Consider the following 18,169-nt stretch of genomic DNA (forward strand, 5'->3'; position numbering starts at 1 on the left):
CTGCGCGGAAGCCCTTTTCTGTGAATGGCGTTGGTCGGCAAGCGGACCTGTCATCGAACGGCGATAGATTGCGGGCTTCCCGTTGACGTCGATCGCATATCCGCATGATCGCCCATGTCACCCGCCGCGAGATGTACGATCTCGTTTGGGCCGAGCCGCTTGAGGCCGTCGCTGCCAAGCTTGGTTTATCGCATTGGCGGCTCAGGGATCTCTGCGTCCAGCATCGTGTGCCGCTGCCGACAGCGGCCTATTGGCGTGACCGAGCGGCCGGCAAGAAGCCTAGGCAGACAATCTTTGCCTCTTCGGTCGATCCTGCTGTCGAACTCATCAGCCTCGATCCGACGAGCCCATCAGATCCCGTCATCGAGGAGCGCCTCGAAAGCGCGCGCAAGGCAGCGATCGCACCGCGCCGGCTGATGAAGCCACGAGAGCCGAGCACACGGACGATCGAGTGGAGCCGGATCGACAAACCCCACACGGCCGTATCGCTGACCGCCCATACGCTGCGCCGCGCCAAGCCGGATCATGACGGCATCATCGCGATTAGCGGGGAAGGCCTGCTGTCTATGCGACTGGGAGCCGGTTCGGTCGAGAGGGCGATCTTCATTCTCGACAGCATCGCGCGCGGGATGGAGGCGCGGGAAATTTCCTGCACCCTCGCGGGCAAGCACGTCGAAGTGCGCCGGGGCGTCGACAAGGTGCCCTTCATCCTGGCGGAGACGATAAAGCGCCGAAAGCACGATCCGACGGTCGATGAGTTGAAGGCGGAGGAACGCTATCGGCGCTCGGCTCGCTACCGTGATTGGGATTTCACCTACGAACGCCAATATCCCGAGTTCGATTATATCCCGACCGGTGAGCTGACGATCTCCATTGAAGCCTGGAGCATGGACCAGCGCCGACGCAACTGGCGGGACAACAGCCGTGCGACCCTGGAGGCCCAACTCGACTCTATCATCGAGGAACTCCATGGCTGGATCGATTACCGGCGTGATGACCGCCTCAAAGATGAGCGCAACGCACGCCTCCGCCGCCGCGCGGAGGAAAACCGGACGCGTACAGAGGCGCGCACGAAGCGCGAGGAGGAACGCGACGAACTGCTCGACGAGATCGTCGAGATGGGCCGCAAGGCCGAACAACTGCGCTCCTGGATCGCGTGGGCGGCGAATATCGAGGATGCCGAGACGCGGCGCATGCTGAGTTGGGCGCGCCAGCGCCTTAGCGAACTGGAGCGTGCGCTCGATCCCGCCTCGTTTGGCGATTGGCTGCGCGAGCGCAAGCTGTTCCCAGAGACCGATCCCTTCGCGCCGCTGCCGGCCGATCCAGATCTGGAGATGCCGCCACCGCCGGGCAGCGAGGTCTAAAGCCCCAGCCCGCGCTTCCGTCCAAGGCTCCACTCGACGCCGCCGTCGCGGGAGACACCGGAGATGTGCCGGCCGATCTGCCTCTCCAGCACGGGCTGCCAAGGCACGAGCTGGAAGCCAAGACCGTCGTTGATCATGGCGAAGCGCCCGCTGGCGAGATTGATGGAGCCGGTGAGCCGGCCGGACACATACTCGCCGGGTTGGCTCGGGGCGTAGGTAAGGCCACGCTCCGCCGCTAGGGCACGGCCAACACGTTCCACCTCGATAGCCTCAAGGCGGGTTAGGATGTCGCGAGGTGCGCGGACGTTGCCGTTCTCCAGTCGAACGGCATGTCCCTGATCGACGAGGCTCTGGCGGCGGCGCTCCAGCGCTGCACTCACTTCGCCCCCAAAGCCCGCGTCGGACAGCTCCGTGCGCTGGCGCGAGGCCAATTCCCGGTCGAGCCAGGTGGCGCCATCGCTGGCGACCTGCCGGTCGAGATCGAAGGCGGAGAGCGTACGGACCGCGAAGTCTTTCCTTGCCGTTCGCGCGTCATGGGCGATGCCGCGCTCTGGAAGATCGTCCGGGATCTTCCAGTGATCCGCGTCGATGCGCTCGACATGGCCGGCGCGGCGCAGCGCTTCCAGCCGCCGCACATGGGCGCGGATGAAGGCATCGGGATCACCGCGCTGCTGCTCGATCACTGGGCGCGCCAGTTCCAGGTGCTCGCTCGGCCGGTAGATGCCGCCACTCCTCTCGGCCATGGTGGCGATGTTGAGGTCCGCCGGGCGCGTGTCAGACCTTGTCGGCAACGGGTCGAGCGCGACGATGTGGCCGCGCTTGATATCCTCCAGCCGGGAGGCGTCGCTGGTCTCGACATGATGGGTGCGTCCGTCCACACCGTCGATGACGATATAGAAGCGCTCGCCCATCTCGTCGCCCGCCAGTCCCTTGTCGAGCACACGTCCGATAAGGGCATGCGAGATGCGGTTGCCATGGGTGACGTACTGCTCGGCACCGCGCTCCTCCGCGAGGCCGTGATCGGTCAGCGCCCGGTGCATGGTGCGCAGGATGTCCTCACGCTCGCCCATGGCCCGGAGCGTGCTCTCCGCTCGCTCCGCAAGGCTCCAGCGTCCTGGCTCGATCTCCTCGGCGATGCCAAAGTTCTCCAGCCGCTTCACCCGGTCGATGAGAACATGCCGGTTGGTCCGCACTAGGTAGCTCTCGCCAGCGTCCGGCCGCAGATCGAGGACACCATGTTCGCGCTGCTCGGCGATCATCATCCGGTCCAGTCGGGTGAGACGGTCGGCGTCCACCTCATGGCGCAGCTTGCTCTGCAGCTCGACCTCGGTGTGCGGGCCAAGTTCCAGCGTCATCAGTTCGCTCGCCCGATGGCGGATGCCATGGGCAACGTAGTTACCGGCGATGTTGAGGATACGGCCATCATCCAGCACGCCGCGCACGAGGATATGGCTGTGCGGATGGCCGGTGTTGTGATGATCGACGGCGATCCAGTCGAGCTTGGTCCCGAGGTCACTCTCCACCTGCCGCATCAGGTCACGGGTGAAGCGCTTCAGGTCACTGAGCTCTGCGGCATCCTCCGGCGCGACGATGAAGCGGAACTGATGGCGATCCTCACCGCTCCGCTCCACAAAGGCCTTGGCGTCGACCTCGTCCGCGAGGCCCGAATAGGCGCGGCCCTTCTCCCCGTCGCGGGTGACACCGTCACGTTCGAGATAGCGCAGATGCGCTCCCACCGCACCGATGGACACCGCGCCGCGCATCTTCGGGCCGTGCGCGCTCTTCCCCTTCCCGGCAAGCCTCACCACCCGCGCCTTCACCACGACGCGGCGGGCACGGAACCGGCCGGACGAACCGCTCTGCCAGCCGCCGCTGTCGCGCGGCAGCGACGCCATCACCTTCGCGCCACGACCTCGCGCATTGAACCGACCGCTGCTGCCGCCCGCTCCAGCGAACCCGCCACCTATCCCGGCGCCACCGCCGGCATTGCGAGCGGCGATCAGGGCCTGGCGAACGAAGGGCAGTTCGTGCGTCTTCAGCCGCGTCTCACGGCTTCGCGGACGTCCTGGCTTGATGCGGAAATCGTTCTCGTCGCGGCGTGTCATGACCGCAGGTTTGGCCGTGCCAATGGCTACCGCAAGTCGAAAATCACCCGATCAAAGTATAGCGTGGAAACGTCGGCTTTGGCGCACAGCCGGCGGAACGCACATTGCGTATGCACACGAAAACCAGAAACCTATCAATGGCTTGAATGATGGCCGCGCAGATGCGCACCTTCCGAAAAGTCGCTTAGACCCGTTTTCCGGAACGGAAAACAATGTGCATACAACACACTAAGGGTACCGGCCGCGCGGATTGAAAATCCGCTTTATCTTGCCCTCAATTCCTTCTGAGTATCCGTCCGGTCTCTGCACAGTATTGGTGGAGTGCAAAATCGGGGCATGTCGGTTTCCTTCGAAGCATGGAGGATCTCCGATGAATTTGAGACATTTCGAGAACACGGCGCGTCAGTCCTGGTGGCGGGTTCACGTTGAGGCGTGGCGGGAGAGCGGTCTCGACCGCACGAACTATTGCCGCCAGCACGGACTGTGGAAGTGCACGTTCGATCGCTGGCTGAACTATCTGGCAGGCCAGGACGCGGCACGTAAGCATGCGGAATATCAAGCGGAACTGCGCCGGGAAAAGCGCCGTGAGGCGCAGGAGAAGCGCCAAAGAAAGCGCGCCCGGCTGCGGTTCAGCGTGAGCACGGACGCGCGCAACCGCGCCCTGCAGGCGTTCTGGGCGATGCATGTCGAGGCGATGAACTGGAGCGGCATGGGCGTGCGCGAGTACGCCGCCGCGCTGCAACTGTCGCCCACATCGCTGCGCAAATGGCGCGACCGGCTGGACGAGGTCGAGGACACGATCGACTGGCGGGCGCATCTTCATCCCTCCGCCCGGCCGGTGGCTGGCACTAGTGCCAGAAAAATGCTCCCCGAAAGCCCGTTGACGGTGCCGACGAATAGCGATCCGGAACCCGTTCCGCAGCCGGTCCGGCGCTTTTTCAGCGACGAGCAGAAGCGCACTATTGCGCTCGAGAGCGACCAGCCTGGCGTCAGCGTATCGAGCGTGGCGCGCAAGCACGGCATCGTCACCGGGCTACTGTTCCGCTGGCGGGTGCAGTTCGGCGTGGCGCAGAAGAAGCGCGCGAAGCTGGCGCCCGTCGCGCTGACCGACGGCACGCCGGCCGCTCGCCTGCTGCAGGATTTATTGCAGCCACCCGACGGCATGATGGTGGTTGATCTCACTGACGGGCGGCGCGTCTTCGCCCCGACCGGCAGCGATCCGGCCGTGGTCCGAACGCAGGCCGGCTGTGGGGATATCGCGCCATGATGATCGTTCCCGCTGGCGTGAAGGTGCATCTGGCGCTGGGCTACACCGACATGCGCAAGGGGATGGATGGGCTCGCCATGCTGGTACAGCAGACGCTGAAGCAGGACCCCTTCTCGGGCCATCTGTTCGCCTTCCGCGGCCGCAAGGCGACGATGCTCAAGATCCTGTTTTGGGACGGCAACGGACTGTGCCTGTTCACCAAGCGGATCGACCAGGGCGCCTTCGCGTGGCCGGTGATGACGGGTTACGACGGCTCGATCACGCTCACCCCGGCGCAACTCGCCATGCTGATCGAGGGCATCGACTGGCGCGCGCCCGAGCGCGTCTGGAAGCCCGCTCTGGCGGGATGAAATGCCTCCTAAACGTAGCCGCTGCAACGCTTTGATGCTTGGGTGACAGACCGTTCTGCAGTAGAATCGGACATGCGGCTCGATCTGGAAAACCTGCCTTCCGACATCAGCCTCCTGCACCAACTGGTGCGCGAGATGGCAGGCGTCGTCGAGAGCCGCGACGGCGAGATCGAGCGCCTCCAGTCGATCATCAAGAAGCTGCAGCGGGCGCAGTTCGGCCGTCGCTCCGAGCGTCTCGATCCTGACCAGCTGGCACTCGCTCTGGAGGATCTCGACGCGGATATTGCGCGCATCCGCGAGAGCCGCCCGGCGGCTGCGAAGCTGCCGTCGGAACGCACGTCTCATCGCAAGCCGCTGCCCGATCATCTGCCCCGCGAGGACGTTCGTCTCGACATCGAGGATGCGGTTTGCGCGTGCTGCGGCGGCGGGCTTCATGCCATCGGCGAAAGCCAATCCGAGATGCTCGACTGGGTACCGGCGCAGCTTCGGGTGATCCGCATCACCCGGCCGAAATATGCCTGTCGAGTGTGCGAGACCGTGGTGCAGGCGCCGGCGCCCGAGCGTCTGATCGCGGGCGGTCCGGCAACGCCGGCGCTGATCGCGCAGGTCCTGGTCAGCAAATATTGCGATCACACGCCGCTGTATCGGCAGTCGCAGATCTTCGCCCGGCACGGCGTCGATCTGGCGCGTTCCACGCTGGCCGGTTGGGTCGGTGGCGCCTGCTGGTGGCTTGAAGCCTTGCAGGAGCGATTGTGCCGGAACGTGTTCGCTTCCGATCATCTGTTCGCCGATGACACGCCGGTTCCGGTGCTCGATCCCGGCCGTGGACGCACCAAGACTGGAAGGCTCTGGGTCTATGCCCGCGAGCAGCGCGGCTGGTCGGGACCCGAGCCGCCGGCAGCGGTCTATCTGTTCGCGCCGGACCGCCGCGCTGAGCGTCCGGCGGTGCATCTCCAGCACTTCTCCGGTGTGCTGCACGTCGATGGCTATGCCGGCTTTGAACCGCTGGCTCGCAACGGCGATGTCGTTCTCGCCGCCTGCTGGGCCCACGCCCGGCGCAAGTTCTATGACGTTGCGCAGGCCACCGGATCGCCGGTTGCCACTGAGGCGCTGCGCCGGATCGGCGAACTCTATGCCGTCGAGGCGCAGATCCGCGGGCAGTCGCCCGCCTATCGGCTTGCCGCGCGCCGGCAGCACTCCCGCCCGCTCGTCACTGAGTTGTGCGCCTGGCTGGAAGCCCAGCTCGCGCAGGTCTTCGGACGCAGCTCGCTCGCCGAGGCAATCCGGTATGCGCTCACCCGGTGGGAGGCCCTGACGCGGTTCCTGCACGACGGCCGCATCGAACTCGACACCAATCCGGTCGAGCGCGCGATCCGTCCCGTCGCCCTCGGGCGCAAGAACCATCTCTTCGCCGGCAGCGACGGTGGAGGCCATCGCTGGGCCGTCATCTGCTCGCTGATCGAGACCGCCAAGCTCAACGACGTCGAGCCCTACGCCTACATCGCCGACGTTCTCCAGCGCATGGTGGGCGGTCATCCCGTCAACCGGCTCGATGAACTGCTGCCCTGGACGTGGAAAGCGGGAAATCCCGTCAATAGCTGACATCAGTGCAGCCCCCGGACGGATACCCTTCTGATTGCTACCGCTGCACATAAATCGGCTGTTCACGCCACATATACTACGAATAAACATCCGAGAAACGTTGGCAGTCGCCCGATCTAACCTATGACGCGCCGACGCGGCCTCAGCTTCTACAGCCGGCCTGGTATGAGTGACTATTGATGCCGCGAGTTTGCGGTCAAAGGTCGATTAGGCCGCAGTCGCGCTGCCGTCGAACCTGCACTGAAGATGCCGATCAGTGCCCGATACCGTGCAGAAACTTTGCAACGAAACTGCCGTCGAGCTGCGCTGATCTCGCAGTTTCTCATCGGCCTAGCTGTAACCAACGCGGCCTTATTCCGATGCTGATGGTTTGCGGAAGCGCACACCGGCACCGCCGCCATTCTCCGGAATGAATTCGATGCCAGAGGCTTCTAGCGATAATACGAGCGCCTGGATGATCGATGCAGAGATAGAGGCTGAACCGCGCTCAAACTGCACGATCGTGCGCAATCCGACCTTCGACAAGTCTGCCAAATCCTGCTGCGATATGTCGAGCAACGCCCGCGCGGCACGGACTTGAGCTGGCCTAACCTTCATCAGTCAACACGTCTCGTTTGCGCAAAATACGCAGATATGCCCATAATGAGAAGCGGCTGAGCGGGTGCTGACACACCCACCCAGCCTGACCACAACCTAGCTGCTTGGAGCTCGGATCATGGCTGATTCTGAGATTAGCACGAGTCTGTCCCGGCCATCCCGGAGGGACGTTCTGTCTGCGGCCCTTCTGACGGTCGGCGGTACTTCTTTCAAAAGTTCGGCTGTAGCCGCGCCGCAGGATGAGAGCGCCACAGATCCCGCTGTCATTGCATGGAAAGCGTGGCGCACAGCGCATCGGCGGACGCTCGCTCTTTGCCGGAAGCAGCAACGGCTGGAGTCTGAGTTGGCGCGGACGATCGGCTTTCCGCAGGTGGTTCTTGCTGGAGCCGAGCTGCCGTCGCCCGTGCGGATAGGCTCACTGCTGCAGTGTCCGTCGTCAGATGATTTGAGACTATTGCGGCGTCTCAGGAACGGAGGTTCTGGCTCATCTGGGTTTGAGGTTATGCGGCCTGCAGCTGATGCTGCAAGCGTCTCTGTTGGATGGTCTGGCGCTTGATCCTTTCGCGTTCGGTGAGGATGGCCTGCCCACGACCGAGGTAGACGTCGGCGGGCGTCAGGTTGCCCAGGCTCTCGTGGTAGCGGGCATGGTTGTAATGCTCGACGAAGGCGGCGACCTGCCGTTCGAGATCGCCGGGCAGATAGTATTTTTCCAGCAGGATGCGGTTCTTCAGGGTCTGGTGCCAGCGCTCGATCTTGCCCTGCGTCTGGGGATGATAGGGCGCGCCGCGAACATGCTGCATGCCCTTGCCGTCGAGCCAGGTGGCGAGGTCGGCTGAGATGTAGGAACTGCCGTTGTCGCTCAACAGCCTCGGCCGATGCGCGACCGTGATCTGGTCGAGCCCCGATGCCGCCAGAGCCAGATCAAGCGTGGCAGTGACGTCGTCAGTGCGCATCGTGGCGCAGAGCTTCCAGGCGACGATGAACCGGGAGAAGTCGTCGAGCACGGTCGAGAGATAATACCAGCCCCAGCCCGTGATCTTCAGGTAGGTGAAATCGGTCTGCCAGAGCTGGTTGGGCGCCGTCGTCTTGTCCTTGAACTCGGACGCCGCCTTGATGACGATGTAGGCTGGGCTGGTGATCAGATCATGCGCCTTCAGCAGCCGATACACCGATGCTTCCGAGACGAAGTAGCGCTTTTCGTCGGTGAAGCGCACCGCCAGCTCGCGTGGGCTCAGCTCCGTTTCGCGCAGCGCCAGCTCGACGATCTCGTCCCGAACCGGCTCGGGGATCCGGTTCCAGACACGGTCGGGCCGTGAGCGATGATCGGCAAGCGCCTCGACCCCGCCGGTGAGATAGCGATCGTACCAGCGATAGAACGTGGCGCGCGGGATGCCGAGCTTGTCCAAGGTGCGCCGCGCCGGCAGATGCGATCCCTCGACCAGCCGGATGATCTCGGCCTTCTCGGAGGCAGGATACCTCATGTGTCGTCCTCCCCATCCGCGAGCATGCTTTTTTTGAGCAGGCGGTTTTCCAGGGTCAGATCGGCCACGGCCTCCTTCAGCGCCTGCGCCTCACGGCGCAGCTCCTTCACCTCGTCCGAGGTCGCCGCGCGCGCCGTGTCACCGGCGAGACGGCGCTTGCCGGCGTCGAGGAACTCCTTCGACCAGCCGTAATACATCGACGAGGCGATCCCCTCGCGCCGGCACAGCTCGGCGATGCTCTCCTCGCCGCGCACGCCTTCCAGCACGATGCGGATCTTCTCTTCGGCCGAGAACTGCCGCCGCGTCGCTCGGCGGATGTCCTTCACGACCTGCTCTGCCGGTGCTTTCTCCGGCCCGGATTTCTGTCTCATCTGCGCTCCTGAATGGCTGCGATGATCCAGAAATCCTCCCTTCCCGAAAACCATCAAACTGTCTCAAGAGCGCTGACGGCGGACACTGCTGCAGTTCGATGAGCTTGCAGCCGATCTGCCGTCGCTTTGCACGCGGCGCGCCGAAGTCGCCGCAGTGCTGCGCACACATCAGCAACGTTGGGACGACGCGGATCGCGCCATCGGCTACTCCGTCACCCGGCTGGAAGAAGCAGCAGCATCAGACGATGAAGAGCGTCTGATGAAAGGAGTTCTTGCAGCGGAAGCCACGTCTCTGCGCGGCCTTTCCACGAAGCTCGACGTGCTGCTTGCCGTCGGCGCGGATGGCGCCGAGGGGCGGCATTTCCCATGGCCGGAACTGCGGCGCATGCGCAAGGATGTTGCACGCTTGATGCAGCTGCAGCGTCAAGATGGAGTGGGCCTCACTGCTTGAAGCAGGTAACCGCTGTTTTCAGGCCACGGCCTTGAGCGGCTGGGGTGCGTAGGCCCAGGGCAGCAGGTCGTCGATCTTGCTCTGGGGGTGGCCGGCGACGATGCGGGCGATGACATCGGCGAGATAGGCTTGCGGATCGAGGGCGTTGAGTTTGCAGGTTTCCACGAGCGAGGCGATGACGGCCCAGTGCTCGCCGCCGCCGTCTGATCCGGCGAAGAGCGCGTTCTTGCGATTGAGCGCGATCGGACGGATCGCGCGCTCGACCACGTTGGAGTCGATCTCGACGCGGCCGTCATCGAGGAAGCGGGAGAGACCCTGCCAGCGTGAGAGGGCGTAGCGGATCGCCTCGGCGAGTTTGCTCTTCTGGCTGACGAGGCCGAGCTTCTCCTTGAGCCACGGCTCCAACGCGGCGACGATGGGGCGGCTCCTGGTCTGCCGGGCGATACGACGTTCCTCGGCCGGGCGCCCTCGGATGTCGGCCTCGATCTGATAGAGGGCCGCGATGCGCGCGAGCGCCTCCGTGGCGATTGGCGCCGGGCCGGATTGGGCCAGCTCGTAGAACTTGCGTCGGACGTGGCTCCAGCAGAACGCCAGGCTCACCGCGTTGCGCTCGGCCAGGACCTTGTAACCTGCGTAGCCATCGACCTGCAGCGTGCCAACGAAGCCCTGAAGATGCCGGATCGCCTGCTCGGCCTTGCGGTCCGGCGCATAGAGGTAGGCCACACCAGGTGGATCCGATCCGCCCCAGGGTCTGTCGTCGCGGGCATAGGCGAAGAGCTGGCCGGTCTTGGTCCGGCCACGGCCTGGATCGAGCACCGGCGCCGTGGTCTCGTCGGCGAAGAGCTTGTCCGAAGCCTTCAGGCACTCGAACAACCGCGCATGGACCGGCCGTAGGAGGAAGGCGGCCTTGCCGACCCAGTCGGCCAGGGTCGAGCGGTCCAGGTTGACGCCCTGCCGGGCATAGATCTGGGCCTGGCGATAGAGCGGAAGATGATCGGCATATTTCGAGACGAGGACATGGGCGACCGTGGCTTCCGTCGGGATGCCACCTTCGACGAGCCGGGCGGGCGCCGGTGCCTGCACCACCACCTCTTCGCAGCCCCGGCAGGCGTACTTTGGTCGGCGCGTCACGATCACGCGGAACTGGGCGGGCACCACGTCGAGACGCTCGGACACATCTTCGCCGATGGCATGCAGCGTGCCCCGGCAACAGGGGCAGGTCTTGTCCTCGATGTCGATGATCCGCTCGAGGCGCGGCAGGTGCGCCGGCAGCGATCCACGGTTGATCCGCCGCTTCCTGGCCCGCTCGGCCCGTTTGACAGGATCGGCGGCCTCCTCGCCGGCAAAGCCCTCGGCCTCGATCTGCTCAGCTTCCTCGAGCCCCAGCAGCAACTGATCGACCGGAAGGCTTTCGGCCCGGCGGCCGAAGCGATGACGCTGCAACTCCTTGATGATCTGGCGCAGGCGCTCATTCTCGGCGCGCTCCGCCGCGAGCATAGCCCGAAGCGCGATCGGATCGTTGGTCACAGGTTCAGCCGCGTTGCCCACGAACCTGATTCAATCATAGATTCCAGAAGCTTGCTAGGACGAAGCGGTCAGCTCGCCGCGACCGGAACCTGCGTTTCGCGCCGCTCGTGCACCCGGCGCCAGTCCAGACCTTCCAGTAGGGCCTGAAGCTGCGCCGCGCTCAGCCGCACGACACCGTCGGCGATGGCGGGCCACTGGAACTTGCCGTCTTCCAGCCGCTTGGAGAACAAGCAGACGCCGGTTCCATCGAAGTAAACCAGCTTGATCCTGTCGGCGCGCCGGGCCCGGAACACATAGACCGTGCCAGAGAACGGATCGGCGCCAATGCTCTCGCGCACCAGCGCGGCCAAGCCCTCCGCGCCCTTGCGGAAGTCGACCGGCTTCGTCGCCACCATGACGCGGACCGCCCCGGTCGGTCCGATCATGAGCTGGCCTTCAGCGCACCGATGACAGCCGCGATTGTCGCCGGAGAAGCTCCGTTCTCGATCGTCACCGTCACGCCGGCGACGTCGATCTCGATCGCCGCCGCGCGCCGAGGGCGACTGCGCCGCTTTCGGCGTGGCGGCGCAGCCGGTGGCTCCGCTGCTGTGACAGGTTCGGGTGCAACGACCGCCGGCACGAATGCCGGCAGCGTCTGCGCGGCCTTGCGTGCCTCGCGGCGCCATGTGAACAACTGCTGCGGCGTCAAGCCATGCCGGCGTGCGACCTCGGACACGACCGCTCCAGGAACCAGCGTCTCTTCAAGAATCCGCGCCCGGTCGTCGACACTCCAACGCCGCCGGCCCATCGCGCCGGTGATCACCTCGAGGCGGCGCACTTCGCCCTCAGGCTCAAGTCTATGGTCAAGCCTAGACACAAAACGATCCTCCAAATCAGGATCGTCACAGTGGGCGCTCAACTCGCCGCGATGAAGGTGCGGCCGCGGCACCGCTTACTGAAGCAGTGCTCCCGATGCCAACGCAGAAAGTCGCATGCGGACGCTCGAACGCCCGTTGCGGGGCAATTGCGCGTCCGCCTTTGACGACGGCCCGCATCTAATCACTTTTTGCGTGTTGCTGAAGGGTACCGGGTTGGCAAGGAGGGGCATAACCGGCGCGCGCCTTCGATCTGTCGTGGTGGATTTGTGCGTCGGCTTGGCCTCCCCAACACCAACCTGCATGGAGGCCTGCTCTCCCCCGCTGTTAGGAGCCGTCGCCCTTCATGGACCCGAACATGTCTGAGATGCTGCGATCACTTGCGCGTTCGTCGCGGTAGCGTTCCTTCCACTCGTCATGCATGTCGTCGGCGTATCGATCCTCATACTCCTCGAACTCGGCGTTCGCTTCCTCAACACGCTGGATCATCGCGTCGACGTCAACGCCAAGCTCATCTCGGAACAGCTCCAGGTCCTCAATCAGACCAGAAAATTGGTCGCGCGAGCGGCACTCTCGTATTTCTTCCGCAAAATGATCCTGCTGGTACTTGAAGAAGCTTTCCCGCGCGATAGCGATTTCCCGTTCCGCTCCTCCGGTATCAACTACGCCCAGAAGCTCGCGCAACTCGTCCGAGCGGCAACCGGTCCGCGCTTCTTCCAGAGCCGCGTCGAGCACTGTCCGGCGCATCGCATCTATCCCGGCCATGATCGAAGACGGCGCCGCGTCCATCGCGCGGATCAACTCGACGGCATCGTTAATCTGGAGACGTTCCGTCAGCCACTCGTCGATTAAGCGTGAATAGGCGGGTCCGATCAATGCCGCAATCGCGGGCGCTTCGAGCCGCTGTGCCATCTCCACGATAGTCGCAAGCCGCCGCTCAAAGGTGGGACCGAAATAGCCAACGCCGCCACCAGCCAAGGGCATGCGTCGCGGCGCGTTCACAGTCCGGGCGATAGATGCTGCGATTCGTCCCGCGTCGCGTCTAAGCGCGGTCATGATAGCATCGGCCTGATTGGCTTTCGCAAGCGTCCACAGCTGCTCGATTTGATCGAAGCTGGCCGCGCCCGCGAACATGTCGAGTGCGTTGTCGGGTGCGTTCCGCGCTACGGCGTTAAGCAGATCGAGGACAGACGGATCGATAACCTCGAAGCCGTGGGCACCCCACGGTTTTATGAAGCTGTTGATGACCTCGCGGATGCCTGTCCGCAGATCTTCCGGCCGGGTAGAGAAGTTGTGCCGCTTTGCACGATAGGCGTGCAGCACACCGAAGGCGGCTTCAAGCGCAGGACCGCCACACTTGCCGCCGAGTGAACGTAACGTGAGCAGCACCGATCGACCGGGCTCGGTGATCTCCTGCTCATAGGCGTGTCGCCAAATTTCTGACGGGTCGCGCAAGAGCTCTTCAATGAAACGGCGGTATTGATCCGCCGGCACATGCTTCAGCCGACGATAGGAAGACAGCCATTCGATCAGGCGCGGATTGAACTTCTTATGCTTGACTATGCGGAAATAAAAGTCATCGCGGAGCAGTTCGTATCGATAGGCCTCGGGTAGGTCGCTGAAATATACATGATTGTAAAGAATGCGCGCACGCTGCATCGTGTCATAGTTCGGCATGCTGAGCACGACGCGCACATCATTCAATCCCGCATTACGTAGACGTTCTGATCGTCCGAGCGCCTGCGCATACACATGCTCCCGCGTCGTGAGCACAAGACGAGCGTTCGGCGTCGCCCTGACCATGGCTATAAAGTTGAGCAGCGCGCGGTCGCTGGTGCCGCGTCCGCCACCGACATGTTCGCCGGCGAACGTAGCGCCCATGAAGTCGTCGAAGTAAAATATCTGGCGCAAACCGGGTTGAAACAGTTTTTCGCCCTCTTCAACATCGCGCTGTATAAGTACTGATTGATAGCCGCTCTCAAGATGGGTATAGAGGATTAGGTCGGCCAGCGTTGTTTTGCCAACGCCTGGCGCGCCCGCGATAATGACAACGCGCTCGTCGCTGAGCATCTTTAGCGCCTGCGGGTAAGCACCGCTGACCACATAGCGCTTGGCCGCCTCGTAAACCTGCCGCGCCTTAAATTCACTGCGGGTAATGGCTGCGTTGTTGATGACCCGGTCGAGCACGCCTCGGCTCGCTAACCACAGCTTGTAGTGTCGCCCCTCGATATCGCGGTGCTGACCAAGCAGATTGTTGAGGTCGTCGGGACCAAGGATATCGGCGGATTGCAGCAAATCAGGTCCGATGATCTGAACGATCGTATCTTTATTGAGCGGCGAAAGGGGGACGGAGGTAATGAGCACATAGCGGCGGGGGGCAAGCCGGCGAACCTTGGCGGCTTCTGTCCTCAGATCACGCAATAGGCCAGCAAGCCCGGTCCGCAGGTAGTGTTTGACCTGCACGATGGTGTTGGCGGGCCCTGACGCGAAACGGAGATCAATCCCTCCGTCTTTTCCCGACTTGAAGCTTTCAAGCGGAACCCCCCACTGCGCTTGCAGGAGATCGCGGCTCAGGACCTCAAGATCATGAGATGAGAGCTGGTGAAAATCATACTCAGGCATTGTCGGCCTTAGCCTCGCTTCTCGCGGCAGGCCCCGCTGAGCTTGCGCACCGCATACCAAGCCAATATCACCTCTGGAGTAACCGACAAGGCGTACTGCGCCATTTGCGCGTTTCGACGTCGCTCCAATCTGGGTCTCGCAACCGCTCGGTAAGCGTTATTCATCGACTATTCTGAACCCGGCCCCACCGTCTGGGGTGAAGCGGACCATCGGTCCGACGTCGGGCCATCCAATGCTTTGAGGGCGCCTACTGCGAAAGCCGAATAGGAATGGTCGCGACTTAGGCGCCGTAGGATATCTAGATCACTGCGATCTCCGAAGCGAGCAATTGTATCAAAAGCCAGGGTTGGCCCTCGGTCACGTAAGGGAGCCTGGTGGAAATATTCTGCCTCCCTTGCCTCTTCCAAGAATCTGCGGGCAAGCCGCAGGCATTCGGCCGGATACGCCCGCCGGATATCAAGCGCCTCGTAGGGGAGCTCCACGTCGCCCCAACGGTGGCGCTGGGCCATTGCCGCATGGACCTCTGACAGACATCCCATCACAAGACCCGAAGGCAGCGCCTCCAAATTCATCCAGGCCCGTCCAGCCGCGGTAAGATCAGCAGACCGACCAGATTCCGCAGCATAGATCAGTACGCGGATCTCGTTGAGACAAATCTCACGGGGCTCGACACCCTCCGACGGTGGCAGGGGCGCGCCATGGCGTCCGAAAAATCTAAGGCTTGTCGTGAATGCGTCCCATTCTTCCTGCGGGAATACGTTTGTCCTATCCGGGAGTAGCGTAAAACGCGTAAAAAGATCAAGATCCGCGGGATCATCGTGCTTCAGAACCTCATCGCAGATCGATCTCAAGCTGAGGCTGCGATTGATCTCCACGGTGCCGAGCGCCCGGCGATAGATCGTGCGACGCTCATGTTCCTCAAGGGCGTGTATTTCCTCGTAGTAAATACCGTCGAAGGGGTGATCGAACATCCTCGTATAAACGGAGAGGGCGAGGTCTCCATCGGCGCCGTCGGCTAAGGCCGCGGCGATCTCAGCGCGGATACCCTCGCGTGCGCCTTCCGCGTCCTCTTCTAACGCACCGAGCCACTTCAACGCGTCGATGACGCTTGAGCCAATGGCCCAGTTACTCGGCGCGACATCGAGATTCTCAATGGCTTGGGTGAGCTCCACCAAGGTCTCCTTGGACGCCTCGCGCGTGAAACTGACCGCGTGCAATGCTGCTAGTTGCACATGGTAGGGCTCTCGCGAAAACCGGTAGCGGAGAACGAAAATCAACTCTTTTGCGAAGCGGTCCGGCTCTTCAGCGCCAGAGAACGAAGGCCGATTTTCCAGGTAGAAGTGAAGTTGGCCCGACGAGAGGTTAGACACGTCCTGGAGCGGCAGAGGTGAAGTTGGCTCTCTGCCCCAGCCGTGATAGCCGCGATGATCGATCTTAGAGAATCCGATCTGCGATCCGAAACCGTAGTACGCTAGGGCGAAGCTCGCGCTTCTAAGACCGACTTTTGCGGCCTTCGCTTCCGGTGCAAGCCTTGCTCGTTCTTCCAACAGCCGAGCGTCCATCACGGCGCAGAGGTCCAGATAATCTTGAACACCATCGGCTGACGTCGCCAACTGCCCAATTGCGCCAAGACAGGCCATCTCACCCAGCGCCCACACGCAGCGACCGGATTCAGACCACTGCACCGGATGGGCAGGGCTCGCGGCGTCGAATTCAAGTTTGACGGCCTCGATCTCGGCGATGCACTTTGCCTTCGCCGCTGACACCAGTTCTTTCGCAACCGATTTGGCGAGATGGCCGTTTGATCCCTTGGCCGCCGCTGCAAGAATTTCCGGGCTGCCGACTGCGGCCAGTACCTCACGGCCCAGCCTAGGGTCTTCGATCGCGGTAATGATCTCGCCGGCCAAAGGGGCCAATAGCGGCGTTGAAAGGCGGGCGCCGAAGGCTGTGGGGTCATCTGTCGCCTCGGCGGCAAGCCCGAAGGCCGCCGATCCATTGAGCAACATCTCGTGGGCGAACGATGCCCGCCCCGCGCGGCGAACGAGGAGCCCGGTCGCAAACAGGGCATCGCAAGTTTCAAAACTGATCCCAGCGTCCCGCAGGAAGTCGTCGACGCGCGCCTCAGCCATCGAAAACGCCAAGTCGCGATGAAGCGCGACCGCGAAACGTCGCAGGCCGTGGGCGCCAGCCCGTGCGTGGGCTCCAAGCCGCATGCGAATGTACTGGTCGATAAGAGCGAGCCGTGTGGGTTCGCCGACCAGTTCGGCGCCAATGCCACCGACCATTGCGGCCTCGAAGCCGCTGCCGATGGCCTCCAGGAATTCGATCGTGGCAGCATCCAAACGACCGCCGGCTCGCTCGGCGATTCGACGCTTCAGCCCCGCGCTTGGCCGAGCAACGGACAGAGTGGAGAGCCCTTCGAATCCGGCAGGCGGCGGAGCCTGCGAGGTGACGATGATCTTTGCGTCGTACCGACGAGCCAGGGCTCGAAGTCCCCTCAGAGCCCTAGCTTCGGACCCGGACAACTCGTTCAGGCCATCCACGATTAGGAAGATATCACGTTCACTGTTCGCCGCTGCGCGCAGCAGATCCGAGGATCCGGTGTCAGTCAGCAGGGCAATTTCGCGCCGGACAGCCTTCGCCCAGTCGGCGCCGATGTCCTTGGCAGCGAAGTAAAATACGGGGGAGCCTGCGGCGGCGAGCTGGGCGGCCATCCACTTAGCCATAAGTGTTTTGCCGCAGCCAGAAGGTCCAACGATCGCGAGGCCAACCGCCTGATTGGCTGCTCGTTGCAGGGCGCTGGGTAAGTCGTCATTCTCAGCCATCCAGCGATCGCCGTCGCGTCCGTATTCCTCAACGACCGCTGCGTTATAGCGCTGCAAGATATCGAACTGAATCCGAAGAAGATCCGAAGCCAATGCCTCCTGAGTGGTTACACGAGTCAAGGACAGCGAAGCTGCGAACCGGTGCCAATCTTCCAGATTCCATGGAGGCGCTTTTCGCGAGTTGTTCGGAAGGTTGGCCGAAAAGTCGGCCAGCGTCGTTACACCGACCTTGAAGTCTCCCGTCGTGAGCGCGGATCCCGCCGGCAGCCCGCCAAAGAAAATCACACATGCATCAGGATAGAAGTCGCCGACCGGTTTGATAGCTGACATCGCGCTCCTAAGCGCGTTCTTCCCTTCAAGCGCCTGTCGATATCCATTTCCATATGGACGCCAGTTTCCGCCTGCGTCGCGCCGCTCCCATGAACCATTCTCCGCACCGCGGACGGGCGCACGCGATTGTTTGACCTCTATAACCGCCACAGAACCGGCCGTCGCAACGATACAATCTAGCTGTCGGCCGCCAATCTGCACGTTGGCGAAGATGACGTAGGGGGCGTGAGCGTGATCCAGGCGGTCGACGATACTTGCAAGAACGGCGCGCTCGGACGCGAGCTCAATCGCCGCACCCAAGTAAATTGCGCTTTGTCTTCCAAACATGCTCACCAGTGCATCCATGTTGATACCTTAGCAGGGCGCGAACATGAGGTGAACATCGCTGTGCCGTTGCGCGGTACATCGGCCGCCTTGCCTCAA

The 18,169-nt window shown here is 63.0% G+C and carries 13 protein-coding genes; 5 read left to right on the forward strand and 8 right to left on the reverse strand.

What is annotated here, in order from left to right:
• Positions 1-104 precede the first annotated feature (104 nt).
• The gene (locus tag V5F63_RS19160) at positions 105-1,364 is read left to right on the forward strand and encodes a hypothetical protein (RefSeq protein WP_394100593.1); all 1,260 of its coding nucleotides are present in this window, start codon (positions 105-107) and stop codon (positions 1,362-1,364) included.
• Here V5F63_RS19160 and V5F63_RS19165 read toward each other — a convergent pair.
• On the reverse strand, positions 1,361-3,259 hold the full coding sequence (locus V5F63_RS19165) for a DUF3363 domain-containing protein (protein ID WP_394100592.1): 1,899 nt from the start codon (positions 3,257-3,259) through the stop codon (positions 1,361-1,363). The two genes, V5F63_RS19160 and V5F63_RS19165, sit on opposite strands and share 4 nt — an antisense overlap.
• A 580-nt stretch (positions 3,260-3,839) precedes the next feature.
• Here V5F63_RS19165 and tnpA (V5F63_RS19170) point away from each other — a divergent pair.
• The 3 genes from tnpA (V5F63_RS19170) to tnpC (V5F63_RS19180) all read left to right on the forward strand — a co-directional run bounded on the left by tnpA (V5F63_RS19170) (position 3,840) and on the right by tnpC (V5F63_RS19180) (position 6,688).
• Positions 3,840-4,736: an IS66-like element accessory protein TnpA gene (gene tnpA / locus V5F63_RS19170; RefSeq protein WP_394100591.1), complete on the forward strand. Its 897-nt coding sequence runs from the start codon at positions 3,840-3,842 to the stop codon at positions 4,734-4,736.
• Positions 4,733-5,086 carry an IS66 family insertion sequence element accessory protein TnpB gene (tnpB, locus tag V5F63_RS19175; RefSeq protein ID WP_149574310.1) on the forward strand — a complete coding sequence of 118 codons (354 nt, stop codon included), beginning with the start codon at positions 4,733-4,735 and terminating at the stop codon, positions 5,084-5,086. Before tnpA (V5F63_RS19170) ends, tnpB (V5F63_RS19175) begins: the two co-directional genes overlap by 4 nt.
• A 72-nt stretch (positions 5,087-5,158) precedes the next feature.
• Entirely contained in the window at positions 5,159-6,688 is a 1,530-nt protein-coding gene (gene tnpC / locus V5F63_RS19180) for an IS66 family transposase (RefSeq protein ID WP_394100590.1), read from the forward strand.
• Between the two features lie 351 nt (positions 6,689-7,039).
• Here the strand turns inward: tnpC (V5F63_RS19180) and V5F63_RS19185 are convergent, their stop codons facing one another.
• Together V5F63_RS19185 and V5F63_RS19190 are read right to left on the reverse strand one after the other, a co-directional pair.
• Positions 7,040-7,285: a helix-turn-helix transcriptional regulator gene (locus V5F63_RS19185; RefSeq protein ID WP_394100589.1), complete on the reverse strand. Its 246-nt coding sequence runs from the start codon at positions 7,283-7,285 to the stop codon at positions 7,040-7,042.
• A gap of 500 nt (positions 7,286-7,785) precedes the next feature.
• A protein-coding gene (locus V5F63_RS19190; RefSeq protein WP_244450521.1) for an IS3 family transposase occupies positions 7,786-9,137 on the reverse strand; the annotation gives its coding sequence in 2 pieces (ribosomal slippage) (positions 7,786-8,801 and positions 8,801-9,137; 1,353 coding nt in all).
• Positions 9,138-9,291: 154 nt separating this feature from the next.
• Between V5F63_RS19190 and V5F63_RS19195 the strand changes: the two genes are divergently transcribed.
• Complete coding sequence (locus tag V5F63_RS19195; protein ID WP_394100588.1) at positions 9,292-9,588, forward strand: hypothetical protein; 297 nt, start codon at positions 9,292-9,294, stop codon at positions 9,586-9,588.
• Positions 9,589-9,606: 18 nt separating this feature from the next.
• Here the strand turns inward: V5F63_RS19195 and tnpC (V5F63_RS19200) are convergent, their stop codons facing one another.
• From tnpC (V5F63_RS19200) to V5F63_RS19220, 5 genes are all read right to left on the reverse strand, one after another.
• Entirely contained in the window at positions 9,607-11,085 is a 1,479-nt protein-coding gene (tnpC, locus tag V5F63_RS19200) for an IS66 family transposase (protein ID WP_394100953.1), read from the reverse strand.
• 98 nt (positions 11,086-11,183) lie between these two features.
• On the reverse strand, positions 11,184-11,540 hold the full coding sequence (gene tnpB, locus V5F63_RS19205) for an IS66 family insertion sequence element accessory protein TnpB (RefSeq protein WP_394100587.1): 357 nt from the start codon (positions 11,538-11,540) through the stop codon (positions 11,184-11,186).
• Positions 11,537-11,932: an IS66-like element accessory protein TnpA gene (gene tnpA / locus V5F63_RS19210; RefSeq protein WP_394100586.1), complete on the reverse strand. Its 396-nt coding sequence runs from the start codon at positions 11,930-11,932 to the stop codon at positions 11,537-11,539. The genes tnpB (V5F63_RS19205) and tnpA (V5F63_RS19210) overlap by 4 nt, the downstream gene beginning before the upstream one ends.
• A 364-nt stretch (positions 11,933-12,296) precedes the next feature.
• Entirely contained in the window at positions 12,297-14,591 is a 2,295-nt protein-coding gene (locus V5F63_RS19215; RefSeq protein WP_394100585.1) for an nSTAND3 domain-containing NTPase, read from the reverse strand.
• 167 nt (positions 14,592-14,758) lie between these two features.
• The gene (locus V5F63_RS19220; protein WP_394100584.1) at positions 14,759-18,091 is read right to left on the reverse strand and encodes an NERD domain-containing protein; all 3,333 of its coding nucleotides are present in this window, start codon (positions 18,089-18,091) and stop codon (positions 14,759-14,761) included.
• Positions 18,092-18,169: the final 78 nt, after the last annotated feature.

It is taken from the genome of Xanthobacter wiegelii (genome assembly GCF_043193855.2).
Taxonomy (GTDB): domain Bacteria; phylum Pseudomonadota; class Alphaproteobacteria; order Rhizobiales; family Xanthobacteraceae; genus Xanthobacter; species Xanthobacter flavus_A.

Excerpts from the sequence above, each read along its gene's own strand:
- V5F63_RS19160 (WP_394100593.1), top strand. The coding sequence starts at position 105 with ATGATCGCCCATGTCACCCGCCGCGAGATGTACGATCTCGTTTGGGCC.
- V5F63_RS19165 (WP_394100592.1), bottom strand. The coding sequence starts at position 3,259 with ATGGCGTCGCTGCCGCGCGACAGCGGCGGCTGGCAGAGCGGTTCGTCC.
- tnpA (WP_394100591.1), top strand. The coding sequence starts at position 3,840 with ATGAATTTGAGACATTTCGAGAACACGGCGCGTCAGTCCTGGTGGCGG.
- tnpB (WP_149574310.1), top strand. The coding sequence starts at position 4,733 with ATGATGATCGTTCCCGCTGGCGTGAAGGTGCATCTGGCGCTGGGCTAC.
- tnpC (WP_394100590.1), top strand. The coding sequence starts at position 5,159 with ATGCGGCTCGATCTGGAAAACCTGCCTTCCGACATCAGCCTCCTGCAC.
- V5F63_RS19185 (WP_394100589.1), bottom strand. The coding sequence starts at position 7,285 with ATGAAGGTTAGGCCAGCTCAAGTCCGTGCCGCGCGGGCGTTGCTCGAC.
- tnpC (WP_394100953.1), bottom strand. The coding sequence starts at position 11,085 with ATGCTCGCGGCGGAGCGCGCCGAGAATGAGCGCCTGCGCCAGATCATC.
- tnpB (WP_394100587.1), bottom strand. The coding sequence starts at position 11,540 with ATGATCGGACCGACCGGGGCGGTCCGCGTCATGGTGGCGACGAAGCCG.
- V5F63_RS19215 (WP_394100585.1), bottom strand. The coding sequence starts at position 14,591 with ATGCCTGAGTATGATTTTCACCAGCTCTCATCTCATGATCTTGAGGTC.
- V5F63_RS19220 (WP_394100584.1), bottom strand. The coding sequence starts at position 18,091 with ATGGATGCACTGGTGAGCATGTTTGGAAGACAAAGCGCAATTTACTTG.